Annotated in this window: 10 protein-coding genes; 5 read left to right on the forward strand and 5 right to left on the reverse strand. The window is 44.0% G+C overall.

Translation table 11 applies throughout. The features are described from left to right. Positions 1-597 carry a peroxiredoxin gene (locus tag FQV43_RS05940; protein WP_144273024.1) on the reverse strand — a complete coding sequence of 199 codons (597 nt, stop codon included), beginning with the start codon at positions 595-597 and terminating at the stop codon, positions 1-3. A 303-nt stretch (positions 598-900) separates the two neighbouring features. Between FQV43_RS05940 and FQV43_RS05945 the strand changes: the two genes are divergently transcribed. Further along, on the forward strand, positions 901-1,839 hold the full coding sequence (locus FQV43_RS05945; protein WP_146339443.1) for a hydrogen peroxide-inducible genes activator: 939 nt from the start codon (positions 901-903) through the stop codon (positions 1,837-1,839). Positions 1,840-1,886: 47 nt separating this feature from the next. Further along, positions 1,887-5,810 (forward strand): ATP-dependent RNA helicase HrpA, encoded by a 3,924-nt coding sequence (hrpA, locus tag FQV43_RS05950; protein ID WP_146339445.1) that lies wholly within the window; start codon positions 1,887-1,889, stop codon positions 5,808-5,810. Positions 5,811-5,905: 95 nt separating this feature from the next. Here the strand turns inward: hrpA and nrdR are convergent, their stop codons facing one another. Further along, positions 5,906-6,373, reverse strand: coding sequence for a transcriptional regulator NrdR (nrdR, locus tag FQV43_RS05955; RefSeq protein WP_144273027.1), 468 nt, complete (start codon positions 6,371-6,373; stop codon positions 5,906-5,908). A gap of 27 nt (positions 6,374-6,400) precedes the next feature. Further along, a complete protein-coding gene (locus FQV43_RS05960; protein WP_146339447.1) occupies positions 6,401-6,805 on the reverse strand; it encodes a hypothetical protein in 405 nt (134 codons plus the stop codon). A 303-nt stretch (positions 6,806-7,108) separates the two neighbouring features. On the opposite strand from FQV43_RS05960, the gene lexA reads away from it, so the two are divergent. Together lexA and FQV43_RS05970 are read left to right on the forward strand one after the other, a co-directional pair. Then, positions 7,109-7,813 (forward strand): transcriptional repressor LexA, encoded by a 705-nt coding sequence (gene lexA / locus FQV43_RS05965; RefSeq protein ID WP_144273029.1) that lies wholly within the window; start codon positions 7,109-7,111, stop codon positions 7,811-7,813. Between the two features lie 318 nt (positions 7,814-8,131). After that, positions 8,132-8,917: a DeoR/GlpR family DNA-binding transcription regulator gene (locus FQV43_RS05970; protein ID WP_144273030.1), complete on the forward strand. Its 786-nt coding sequence runs from the start codon at positions 8,132-8,134 to the stop codon at positions 8,915-8,917. A gap of 72 nt (positions 8,918-8,989) precedes the next feature. On the opposite strand, the gene ptsP is transcribed toward FQV43_RS05970, so the two are convergent. Continuing rightward, positions 8,990-10,675, reverse strand: a complete 1,686-nt coding sequence (ptsP, locus tag FQV43_RS05975) for a phosphoenolpyruvate--protein phosphotransferase (protein ID WP_146339449.1) — start codon at positions 10,673-10,675, stop codon at positions 8,990-8,992. Positions 10,676-10,988: 313 nt separating this feature from the next. On the opposite strand from ptsP, the gene FQV43_RS05980 reads away from it, so the two are divergent. Continuing rightward, positions 10,989-11,255, forward strand: a complete 267-nt coding sequence (locus FQV43_RS05980) for an HPr family phosphocarrier protein (protein ID WP_144273032.1) — start codon at positions 10,989-10,991, stop codon at positions 11,253-11,255. Positions 11,256-11,310: 55 nt separating this feature from the next. Here FQV43_RS05980 and hflX read toward each other — a convergent pair whose 3' ends face one another. Beyond that, positions 11,311-12,912: a GTPase HflX gene (gene hflX / locus FQV43_RS05985; protein WP_144273033.1), complete on the reverse strand. Its 1,602-nt coding sequence runs from the start codon at positions 12,910-12,912 to the stop codon at positions 11,311-11,313. Between the last annotated feature and the right edge of the window lie 104 nt (positions 12,913-13,016).

Consider the following 13,016-nt stretch of genomic DNA (forward strand, 5'->3'; position numbering starts at 1 on the left):
TTACTTAAGCCCTTCTTGAAGCTCAGCGAATTTATCAATGTTCTTGGTTGGGTCATTCTTTTGCCAGTTACAAGCACAAACTTCTTCAGACTGCAATGCGTCAAGTACACGCAAAACTTCATCCACGTTTCGACCAACAGCATCTGGTGTTACAGATACGAATTGGATGATTCCATCTGGATCAATGATGAAGGTTGCACGGTCTGCAACGCCTTCAGCATTTTCCACACCGAGTTCACGAATAAGCTCGTGCTTGATGTCAGAGAACATTGGGAAAGGAACTTCTTTAAGCTCTGGGTGTGTTGCACGCCAGTTGAAGTGAGAGAACTCGTTATCGGTAGAACCACCAAGAATCTGAGTATCGCGATCTTGGAATTCTTCATCAAGCTTACCGAATGCGGCAATCTCGGTTGGGCAGACAAAAGTGAAGTCTTTAGGGTAGAAGAACACTACTTTCCACTTGCCCTCATAGGAGTCAAGAGAAACTGTCTCAAAGTAGTCTTCCGGCTGAGACGCATTAACATTGTGCAAGTCTCCGCCTTTAAGAGCAGTAAGCTTAAATTCTGGGAATTTTTCCCCAACAGTCTTGATAGTCATTTTTCCTCCATCTGATTCACACAGGCATAGTGCGTGACACGGCGTACAAGCATTCTCTTTATCACACATATTTCACTCAATGACCTGCATCACCATTATAACGGCAATGTAAGGCGAAAGCAGGAATTTTCACAAAGAAATGAAATATGCAGTTTTATATCAATCCGCAAAACTGCAATCTAATACAAAAACCAACCTTTTGATTGGATTTTCCTAGAAAACAACCTTGCTTAATTAACTATACCTATATTTCCCCTGCCCGTCAATATGATTTTCTTCTAAAAAAGCCTATAGTTAATAGGCATGAACAATAAAGAATATCGCCCTACGCTTGCTCAGTTACGCACTTTTGTCACCATCGCAGAAAACAAACACTTTGGAGTTGCCGCTCAAAAACTTCACATCTCCCAGCCCTCCCTTTCGCAAGCCTTATCTGCTTTAGAAATAGGTCTAGAAGTACAACTTATTGAAAGATCAACACGACGAGTCATCATCACTCCCGCAGGTGAGGAACTCCTCCCCTACGCTAAAGCAGTCCTAGACTCTGCCGATTCTTTCCTTTCCCATGCACAAGGCGTCTCTGGTATGTTGTCAGGACCATTAACATTAGGCATCATCCCCACAATTGCACCTTATATACTCCCACCGCTCTTAACGGAAATAAATAAAGATTACTCAGATCTGGATTTGCGCATCGTTGAAGATCAAACTCAACACCTGGTGCAGTTATTAAAAGATGGCCAAATAGACTGCGCACTTTTGGCTCTCCCCATTGACCAACCAGGCATTGAGGAAATATCGCTATACTCAGAAAACTTTGTCATGGTGGTTCCTTGCAATCACCCACTTGCTGAACGCAATGATTTAGAATTAACCAATCTCAAAGATATTGACCTTATTTTGCTTGACGACGGACACTGTCTTCGTGAACAATCAGTCAATTTATGTAAAAAAGTTGATATTAACCCCAGCAACTCACCTTTCAGTAACACCCGTGCCTCATCATTAACTACAGTGATGCAATTGATCAGTTCTGAATTAGGCGGAACTTTGGTACCCGAATCAGCAATTGCCGTCGAATGTTCGCGGGTCGATGTGGCAACCGCATATTTCAGTGATGAGGTTTCTGCGGCTCGCCAAGTAGGTCTTATCTATCGTAGTTCAAGCTCGCGTTCTGATGAATATCATAAATTAGGCACAGTCATCAACCGAGCTTTTCACCATAGCATTGCAACTGCATAGGCGGACGTCGATAGGCTTTAGCATTTATGCGGTAACATCTAATAATCATGTCTGAACATCATCACGGTAATAAACATACTGCTCACACGCGATGTCTTTATGAGAAACTCAGCCAAGTTAGCATTGCTGAAGAAAGAACTTTTCGACGTCGTCTTGCCAAAGCGCGTTCTGCGCAAGCATTAGCAGCTATTGAAAAAGACATTACTGAGGCACAAGATCGCTTGGAAAAACGCCGCCTAAGTATTCCGACGATCACTTATCCTGAAACTTTGCCGGTCACCTCGCGTAAAGATGATATTGCCGCAGCTATTGAGCAACATCAAGTTGTTATTATCGCTGGTGAAACTGGCTCGGGCAAAACAACCCAAATACCTAAGATCTGCTTAGAACTTGGTAGAGGTATTCGAGGGCTTATTGGACACACGCAACCACGTCGTCTAGCTGCGCGAACTGTAGCTGAACGTATCGCCGAAGAACTTGATCAGCCTGTGGGCAATACCGTGGGCTATACAATCCGGTTCGACGATCACGCACATCACACCACCTCAGTCAAATTAATGACTGATGGTATTTTGCTGGCGGAAATGCAAAAAGATCGTTACTTGAATCGTTATGACACAATCATCATTGATGAAGCACATGAGCGTAGCCTCAACATTGACTTTCTCCTAGGGTATCTCAAGCAATTACTGCCCAAACGACCTGATCTGAAGGTGATTATCACATCTGCCACCATTGATGTAGATAGATTTGCACAACATTTTTGTGACAGTGACGGCAATCCTGCTCCAATTATTGAAGTGTCAGGGCGTACCTACCCAGTTGATATTCTTTATCGGCCACTAACGCGAGAAGATGGCGATACTACGATTGACCTTGACCCGCTTGATGGACTCATTCAAGCAATTGAAGAACTCATGTCCTACGGTCCCGGCGATATCTTATGCTTTTTCCCCAGTGAGGCAGATATTCGTGCAGCCATGGAGGCAATTGAAAATCAGAAATGGGCGCATACCGAAGTCACTCCCTTATTTGGTAGATTATCGAACGCGGAACAGCATCGTGTTTTTAGCGCACACTCTGGTAGGAGAATCGTCTTAGCCACAAACATTGCGGAAACTTCACTTACTGTTCCAGGTATCCGATATGTAGTTGATACTGGTACAGCTCGTGTATCTAGGTACTCCGTTAAAAACAAAGTACAACGACTGCCCATTGAGAAAATTTCTCAAGCCAGCGCCAATCAACGATCCGGTCGATGCGGCCGTGTTGCAGAAGGCATTGCCATCCGGCTCTATTCGGAACAAGATTTTCACGCGCGCCCACGCTTTAGCGATCCAGAGATTCTGCGCACAAATCTTGCCAATGTCATTTTGCGTATGGCAAGCCTGCACCTAGGAGATATCGAGAGTTTCCCTTTCATTGAAAAACCAGATACTCGCTCCATTAGGGATGGATTGTTACTTTTACATGAACTTGGTGCTCTTGCGCACAGCACTAACTCGCGTACCGCAACCGAAAATATCTCTTTGAGTGCCGTCGGGAAGAAATTAGCTCGTATCCCACTCGATCCGCGTATGGGGCGCATTTTGATCGAAGGAGAAAAACTTGGTTGCCTACATGATATATACATCGTCGTTGCAGCGTTGAGCATCCAAGATGTACGAGAGCGCCCATTAGATTATCAGGCTCAGGCTGATCAGGCTCATGCACGATTCAACGACAAAACTAGCGATTTTCTTGGCTACCTTAACCTCTGGAATTACTTGGATAGCCAGCGCGCAAAACTCAGTGGCAATGCTTTTCGACGACTAACCCAACAGGAATATCTGCATTATATGCGGATCCGCGAATGGTGGGATCTGGTCGCCCAGCTTAAAAATATCGGGGATCAACTTGGATGGGAGCAACCCGAAGCAGATAACCATGTCCCGGATGCTGATTCTATTCACCAGGCACTTTTATCTGGTTTTCTCTCTCAAATCGGTATCCGTCTGAATCAATCCAAGGAATTTCAGGGAACTCGCAATACTCGTTTTATGATATTCCCTGGTTCTGCACTAGCTAAAAAACCACCTCAATTTCTTATGGCTGCAGAACTTGTGGAAACAACAAAACTGTGGGCACGCAATAGTGCTGGCATTGATCCCGCATGGGTAGAAAAATACGCAAAAGATGTGCTCAAGCACCAATACTCTGAACCTCATTGGTCTGCTAAACGTGCTAGCGCGATGGTATATCAAAATTCCACTCTCTATGGTGTACCGATCATTAGCAATCGTTTGACTTCATACCATGTGGTAGATAAAAAAGAGGCACGCGAGCTGTTCATTCGTCACGCTCTTGTTGAAGGTGATTGGAACACACATCACAAATTTTTTCACGCTAATATGCAGAAACTGCAGTCTGCTTCCGAGATAGAAGAAAAAACACGACGCCGTGATTTAGTGATTGACGAAGATAGCTTATTCGATTTTTATGACCAACGTATTTCAGGAGAAGTCTATAACGGAATCAGTTTTGACCGATGGTGGAAACGAAACCGTCCTAAAAATCCTTCACTACTAGATTTTGACCCTGATGCACTGCTCAATAGTGACGCCGAGCATATACCTGGTACAGATTTCCCTGATACTTGGCAACACAATGACTTAGAGTTCGAGTTAGAGTATCGATTTGAGCCTGGTCATGAGGCTGATGGCGTTACAGTATATGTTCCTGTTCCTTTATTAGCTAATCTTGATCCTCAAGATTTTCAATGGCTTGTTCCAGGTCTTCGGGCTGAACTGCTCAGTGAGCTTATCCGAACTTTGCCTAAGCAGATAAGGAGAACTCTTGTCCCCGCTCCTGATTTTGCAGCCAAAATATCTCCGCTGCTGTCACCACGCCAGGGCAACTTTTACTCTCAAATTGTCACTGCATTAGAAACAATAGGCCGTGGTGGAATACGAGAAGATGATTTTTCTCCTCACGCGCTACCGGCTTATCTTCGTATGCGTTTTGCTGCCGTCGATCGCTCCGGAGCGGTCATAGATGCCAGCCGTGATTTAGTGGAATTGCAAAACCGCCAAGCAGATAAAATCAAATCTTCTGTGGCAAAAACAATCGATATGCCGCACAGCACTGCAACGCAGTGGTCAAAGGAAACTTTAGGTGATATTCCAGAAAAAGCTATTAGCGTGGTTGATGGGCAAAAAGTCACCACATATCCTGCTTTGGTAGTCACAAACGAAGGAATAACAATCAAAGCAATGCCATCACAACAAGCAGCACATAGCGCAATGCTGACCGCTACTTTGGCTTTACTCATGCGTAAGATCTCCATATCGGCACAAAAAATGATCAATGGCTTAACTTTGCAACAAAAAGTTGCGGTAGAAAACTACCCTCACGGTGGGGCTTCTGCGCTTATGAGTGATGCCAAAGTTACTGCTATTCGTGACTTAATTTTAGAAAATGGCGGCCCGAGCCGATCTGTAGAACGCTATGAACAGCTTTCAGATATTGTTACCCAACAAGCCCCCGGTCGAATACGACAATTTATCGTTACCCTTGCACCTGGTTTAGTAGATTATTTTTCCATAAAAAACCAACTCGAAAAGCATACTGGACAAGCTGCCGAAGATATGAAAAAGCAACTTGATTTTCTGCTTTCTCCTCACGCATTAGCAACTCACGGTATCAACCAACTCAAGCACCTTCCTCGATATATTCAAGCTATCTCCATCAGACTTCATGATGCAGCACACAACTCAGCTAAGGATCGCGCACGACAAAAGATAGTCAATGAACTAGAGCAGAGTCTTGAAGAAAAAATACATGATATGCCTCATAAACCACCTGCGCAATCTGTGCATAGGATCAAGTGGATGTTACAAGAACTACGAGTAAGCCTATTCGCACAAAAACTAGGGACTGCTACAAGCGTATCTGAACATAAAATTTCTAAAGCTATTGCTGCTCTGCAATAAATCTTTCCTGCTTTTACAGAAGAAAACACGTTCGATAAAGACAATTAACGCATATAGCACATGGTGGGGCTTTTGCGTCTCCAAACTAAATAGAGTCATTCTATTTTTCGATCGCGACGACGCATAAGTCGTATTTCTGACTCAAAATCATCAGCGCTCACAAATGACTTATACACAGAGGCAAAGCGGAGATATGCTACTTCATCTAATTCACGCAGTGGATCCAAGATAGCTAATCCGATGTCATTAGCATGAATCTGGGAACTAGCTTTATTAGCCCGATTACGCACAGTTTCCTCTACTTCTTGGGCGAGGCGCTTCAAGGCATCTTCTGGCACATCTCTTCCTTGACATGCTCTACGTACCCCTTTGATTACTTTTTCACGAGAAAAAGGCTCACTAATCCCATTACGCTTCATAACAAGTAACTGAGCTTTTTCTACAGTAGTAAATCTACCACCGCATTCTTCACATTCACGCCGCCGACGTATTGCTGCACCCGACTCAATCACACGTGAATCAATAACTCTGGAATGCGTATTTTGACAAAAAGGACAATGCACAATGTTTATTCTACCTTGCTAGATAACTCATTTCTGCTGCACGCCATAGATCGAATATTTTTCCTGAGGAGACGAAGGCGAGACAGAATCATTATTTAGGGTCTGAGAAAGAAACATTCCCAATGTAAGAGTGACACCAAATAAGCTACCAAGAAAGATATTAAGCCGTTTATCGTATTTATTGCCTTCGGAGGCAACAGTAACTGCTATACGCGGATATGAAGAATCCACAGAAGGAGGTATGGTTCTTTCTTGTTTACCCGAAACCTGAGTCATTCCCCTAGGCACTAGACAATTTGGTGATAGTGTTCTGACACTAGATTTTCCTGCCTTAGGACCAAATGGATTACCACCATTCCAGGTGGCAGCAGCTGGTACGATTGCTGATTTTTTCTTGGATGCTCGACTTGAAGTTGAATAGATAAGGGACATTTTTCTTCTTTCCGTTAGTTCTTACGCACTATCCATCAAGCGCTAATGCTGTAGATAGATAATGCACTTTTGCTTCGACATAGATATGCAATTTACCGATCATATTTTCGATAACACCGCTCGAACAAATTATCGAACAATATCGAACACTTTGTCAAGATTTTTACAAAAAATAAAATTTTTTATCGAACGCTTGTGTCCTTTTCACAAAGAATGCGCTACTATTGGGCATAGAAAATTTTTTTATCGAACATACAATCAATTTGTATTTTCTCGAACAAAACTGATCCAGAGGTGTTAGAAATGAAGAAGGAAAAACAAAATTCACCACAAGCCGCACCAGATATATCTCAACTTTCCGACAGACAACGTCGCGTCCTTGAAGTTATTAGAGACGCCATTGTCCTTCGCGGCTACCCACCAAGCATTAGAGAAATTGGTGACGCTACTGGTTTACAATCAACCTCTTCTGTTGCTTATCAACTAAAGGTACTAGAAAAAAAAGGGTTTCTCAGACGCGATCCTAATAAACCACGCGCTGTAGATGTGCGTACTCTTACCCCAGAAGAAAAGAAACCTGCACAGCATAGAGCTAGCCAAACCATCTCGCCTGATTTAGCCCAGGTATCTTCACCTACCAGCATGATTCCTGTTGTTGGATCCATAGCAGCAGGATCACCCATTTTGGCCGAAGAAAATATAGACACATATTATCCTTTACCTGCAGATATTGTTGGTGACGGTGACCTATACATGCTTCAAGTAGTTGGTGAGTCAATGAAGGATGCAGGAATTCTCGATGGAGACTGGGTTGTCATTAGATCACAGCCTGTCGTTGAGCAAGGTGAATTTGCAGCTGCTTTGATTGACGGAGAGGCAACTGTAAAGGAATTTCACAAAGATTCCTCAGGCATATGGCTCTTGCCCCATAATGACGCTTTTGATCCAATTCCAGGTGAGCACGCTGAAATTATGGGTAAAGTTGTATCAGTCATGCGTCGTTTATAAGAAAAGTTAGTCAATGTGCAGACACTTAAAGCAATAAACCTTCCCCTCATTCTGGGGAGAAAATGTGCTGATCTCTATGTACTACTTATTAATAATACGGGTACATTCCCCTGATTTTTCCTGCACTTTCACAATGCTCGGATAAAAACAACATAGTTATTACTATCGTTTTTTAGTTATGCGCATTTTATCGCTCGGTTTTTCCAGAATCATGAAACAATAACGGAAGCAAACAAGAATAAAATGTCAAAGCAAAACAGGCTCTCCCCTATTGCTTTGATATTGTTCCTTACAACATCCATAGAGGAAGTAATAAAAATGTATTCCGAGGAACGAAGAAGACAAATTGCATCATTGACTGCGCTTGAGGGACGCGTTAATGTTACCGAACTTGCTGCACGATTTAATGTTACGGCTGAAACTATCCGACGTGATCTTGCGCTCTTAGATCAAGAAGGGATCATTCATCGAGTTCACGGTGGTGCAGTAGCCAGTCAAGCTTTCCAAACTACTGAGCTGAGTCTTGACACTCGTGCTAGATCAGCATCAGGAGCTAAAAATGCCATTGCACAAGCAGCACTAGAGTTTATTCCACATAAAAATGCAGGAATTTTTTTGGATGCGGGAACAACACTTGCTGCTTTAGCAGAACTGATGTGCGCAACTCAAGGTATACCACGTTGCTCTATCGTTACTAATAGTTTATCGATTGCACTTATACTTGCTGATTCAGGTGTGCATGACGTACAACTCCTAGGCGGAACAGTGCGCGCAATTACTCAGGCCGTCGTAGGCGATACAGCACTACGCACCCTAGCGCTCATGCGTGCCGATGTTGCTTTTATCGGCACCAACGCTCTTACTATTGACCACGGTTTATCTACCGCAGATTCGCAAGAAGCCGCCATCAAATCTGCGCTCATCACCAACGCATCCAAAGTGGTTGTACTATGCGATTCCACTAAAATGGGCACTGACTACTTAGTCAGTTTTGGTGCTATCACAGATATTGATGTCATCATCACCGATGAAAATGCTCCTGCTTCCTTCATCTCCTCTTTAAGAGAAAAAGGTGTAGAAGTCATCATTACCCAGTCTTCTTAAAAGAATCAGAAAAGGCACAATCACAATGTGATCGTGCCTTCAACATTAAAAATTGCTTCGCATACAACTCAGTTATGGTTGAATGATATCGCGCACAGCTGCCCGAGCCTCTGTAGCTCCCTCTGCGTCCAAAGCAACTGCAGCCGCCTGCTGGCAAGTAGGCAAATCAACTGCAGCAAGCTGTGCGCCCACACCAGCAATGGCTGTTGAAGCTGCAGACAAAGACGATACTCCCAATCCAGTCAGCACACAGGCTAGCAGTGGGTCTGCAGCAGCCTCGCCGCAAACGCCTACTGCTGTATTTAATCGTTTTCCTTCTTTACACGTATGCTCAATCAAGCGAAGAACAGCAGGTTGCCACGGATCAGTAAGATAAGCCAACTGCGGTGACATACGATCAGCAGCCATAGTGTATTGAGTCAAATCATTTGTACCAATAGAGACAAAGTCAAGATGAGGCATAAGCTTATCTGCCATCAATGATGCCGCCGGTACCTCAATCATCGCACCAGCAATCAAATTTCGCTCAGCGCATAGACCTGCAAACCATTTCGCCTCACGTGCTGTAGCCACCATAGGAGCCATGACCCATGTTGGTGATTTTTCATCACGACCAAGTTCCCGCGCAGCCTGGGCAATAGCGTCAAGCTGACGTGTAAGCAATGGCTCATTTGCCCGAGCAACTCGAAGACCACGAACACCAAGTGCAGGATTGCTCTCATCAGCCATAGATGCAAAAGCTACCGGCTTATCAGAACCAGCATCAAGCGAGCGAATAACCACCTTAGAATCAGGAAACTGCTCTAAAACTTTCTTATAAACTTCTGCCTGCTCATCGACGCTAGGCTCTTGTGTAGCACTCAAGAAACACATTTCTGTGCGGAATAGCCCAACACCTTCTGCCTGTGACTGTGTCGCAGCAATACGTGCTGCATTGCCATCCTGCACATTGGCAAGCAACTGCACCCGATGGCCATCTTTAGTCTGCGCCGGTCCTCGCCATTGAGCAATACGCTCTGCAAGTAACTTTGATTCTTGTTGTGCCTGCCGCGCAACATCAGGATCAGCATCCAAAGTAACAGTACCTAAGGCACCATCAACTAAAACTGCTACATCAGTTTTGACATTATGTATTTTTTCGCCTGTAGCAACAATGCATGGAACATTAAGCTGTCGAGCAATGATTGCCGTATGACTGGTAGGGCCACCCAATTCGGTAACCAATCCAACAAAATACTTGGTGTCCAGTGCCGCAGTATCAGCAGGTGAGAGATCATCAGCAAAAAGAATAACTTCTTCATTCACACTCGGCAGACCTGGTTCTGCCTCACCACGTAATTGTGCAATTACTCGATCACGTATATCACGTAAATCTGTAGTGCGCTCCACCATGACTCCACCAGCAGCCTCGAACATACTGATGAACTTTGTTGTAGCAGCAACTACCGCATATTCTGCTGGGTGTCCCCCTTTGATACCTTTAGCAACTGTTTTGCGCCAACCACGATCATTGACCATACCGGCAGTTGCTTTGAGTACCTCTGCTGCGTCACCTTGAGCTTTTTGCGAGCGATCCGTCAGACGCTGCGCCACAATATCAGCAGCCTGTGTGAAGCGCTCTTGCTCTGCCTCTCGCTTATCTTCTGCTACCACTTCACCTGCTTGTGGCAGCTCTGGGCGCGGACTAATCCATACTGACTTAGCATATCGCACACCAGGTACGACTGCTGTACCTTTAATAACAGTGGTACTTGTCATAGAATCCAAAGTGGTTCACCTATCTCCACGGTAAAATTTCAGTTATCTCTACATCATCACAAAATACCCATCAATGCAACAAAACCAAACAAAAATTTCGGTAATCAAAAATAAATGGGCACAGACAAAAATCTGTATTGCTTTTCTTAAACATTCCAAGCATTCATGGCAAAAAACGTCTTATTTGCATACACTTGTACATGAGAATTGAGTTTGTTCGCAAGACTTCATAGATTTTAGTTTTTCATTAAGCTCTCTAACAATGTCTTAGCTCAAACTTCATCGCAAACGTATAACGAAAGGTTCTTTAACTATGGCTTCCAAAACTGTCGTCGTTGGTTCATCTGTTGGACTACACGCTCGCCCTGCGTCCATCATTGCAGAAGCGGCTGGCGAATATGATGAAGAAATTTTCCTCACTCTTGAAGGTGGAGAAGATGACGAAACCGATGCTGCTTCTTCCCTCATGATTATGGCTCTTGGTGCTGAAGCTGGCGACAAAGTCACTGTTACTTCTGAGAATGCTGAGGCAGTTGAAGCTATTGCCGCACTAATTGAAAAGGATCTTGATGCAGAGTAAAAACCACTAGCATCGGGAAAAGGGACAAAATCCTTAGGATTTTGTCCCTTAAGTTTTACTCTTTAATAAACTCTTGTAGCTCTTGCGCAAGTTCACGAGGAATACGCACATCAACTTCTGTTCCTTGAGCAGTGTATTGCTTTGATAGCACCGTGCCATACTCATGTAACCGTGAAATGACTTCACCTCGGGTAAAAGGAATCAGCATTTCTACATGTTGGTCTTGTGTATTAAGGAATAGCTCTACTCTAGCCTCTAGTTCAGCTATGCCCTCACCTGTATGTGCCGAGACGAAAATAACGTCGTCAAGCATATGCCGTAATTGAGCAAGGACAAGCGGATCTGCAGCATCAATTTTATTGACGACAACAATTTCTGCAGGTGCTTGCACATCGAGTTCTCGGACTATATCTCCGATAACGCTATTGACTGCTTCAATTTGTTTGAGAGGAAAAGGATCAGAGCCATCAACCACGTGCAAGACTAAATCAGCTTCAATAACTTCTTCCAAAGTCGAACGAAACGCCTCAACAAGCTGAGTGGGCAAATGCCGCACAAAACCTACTGTGTCGGTAAAAACCACGGTTCTGCCGTCGGCAAGCTCAGCACGACGTGTGGTGGGATCCAAAGTCGCAAAGAGTGCATTCTCGACAAGCACTCCGGCACCAGTCATGGCGTTGATCAGTGATGATTTACCTGCATTGGTATAGCCGGCAATAGCAATCTGTGGCACTGTCGATTGGCGACGACGAGTGCGTTTAATCTCACGAGCAGTTTTCATGCCAGCGATCTCTTTACGCAATTTTGCCATATCAGAACGCAATCGACGACGATCTGCCTCAATTTTTGTCTCGCCAGGACCGCGCAAACCAACCCCGCCATTCGAGCCTGCACGACCACCTGCCTGACGGGACAGTGCACCACCCCAACCGCGAACACGAGTAATCAGATATTCCATCTGAGCAAGTGAAACTTGAGCTTTACCCTCTTTAGACTTTGCATGCTGAGCAAAAATATCCAGGATAAGCATTGTCCTATCGATTACCTTGACGTCGAGTGCTTTTTCCAGCGCAATCATTTGACCAGGTGAAAGCTCACCATCACAAATAACTGTATCCACCCCCGTATCAGCAACAATATCTTTGAGTTCTGCCACCTTACCTGACCCAATATATGTGCCTGGATCTGGCTTGTCTCGTTTTTGATAGAGCATTTCTACCACTTCTGAACCTGCCGTTTCAGCAAGAGCTGCCAGTTCCTGCATTGTGGCTTCAATTTCTGCAGTAGTCCCATCGGTCCATACACCGACAAGAATGACCCTTTCCAGACGCAATTTACGGTATTCAACGTCATATCCATCATCTTGGTCAGTAGCATGAATTTGCCCGCCCCTGCTCAGACGACGCAAACTAGAACGTGCTTCAAGATCTAATTCACCAGTAGTCGGTATGGGACGATGACTCATGTTTTCATAAGAGTCAACTAAAGACTGCGACTCAACAAATTCTAAAGATTGTTCTGGCGCATTCTCTGCTTCAAGTAATCTATACGATTGCTCAGCTGTATTGTGATGATCGGAAAAAACCTCTTCTAATAATTGCTCTGTTTCTTGAGGATTTAATGTTTTTTTCTGCACGTTATAATTATTTTTTTTCATCTAAAAATACTTAAATTATTTCTTTCATTACTTTTATTCTTTAGCTACAAATATATCCTAGTTACTCCTGAGCATATTCCCAGTTTTATTAGTGCTTTTCCCTG

This window comes from Corynebacterium sp. sy039 (genome assembly GCF_007904105.1).
Classification (GTDB): Bacteria; Actinomycetota; Actinomycetes; order Mycobacteriales; family Mycobacteriaceae; genus Corynebacterium.

Excerpts from the sequence above, each read along its gene's own strand:
- FQV43_RS05940 (WP_144273024.1), bottom strand. The coding sequence starts at position 597 with ATGACTATCAAGACTGTTGGGGAAAAATTCCCAGAATTTAAGCTTACT.
- FQV43_RS05945 (WP_146339443.1), top strand. The coding sequence starts at position 901 with ATGAACAATAAAGAATATCGCCCTACGCTTGCTCAGTTACGCACTTTT.
- hrpA (WP_146339445.1), top strand. The coding sequence starts at position 1,887 with ATGTCTGAACATCATCACGGTAATAAACATACTGCTCACACGCGATGT.
- FQV43_RS05960 (WP_146339447.1), bottom strand. The coding sequence starts at position 6,805 with ATGTCCCTTATCTATTCAACTTCAAGTCGAGCATCCAAGAAAAAATCA.
- lexA (WP_144273029.1), top strand. The coding sequence starts at position 7,109 with ATGAAGAAGGAAAAACAAAATTCACCACAAGCCGCACCAGATATATCT.
- FQV43_RS05970 (WP_144273030.1), top strand. The coding sequence starts at position 8,132 with ATGTATTCCGAGGAACGAAGAAGACAAATTGCATCATTGACTGCGCTT.
- ptsP (WP_146339449.1), bottom strand. The coding sequence starts at position 10,675 with ATGACAAGTACCACTGTTATTAAAGGTACAGCAGTCGTACCTGGTGTG.
- FQV43_RS05980 (WP_144273032.1), top strand. The coding sequence starts at position 10,989 with ATGGCTTCCAAAACTGTCGTCGTTGGTTCATCTGTTGGACTACACGCT.
- hflX (WP_144273033.1), bottom strand. The coding sequence starts at position 12,912 with ATGAAAAAAAATAATTATAACGTGCAGAAAAAAACATTAAATCCTCAA.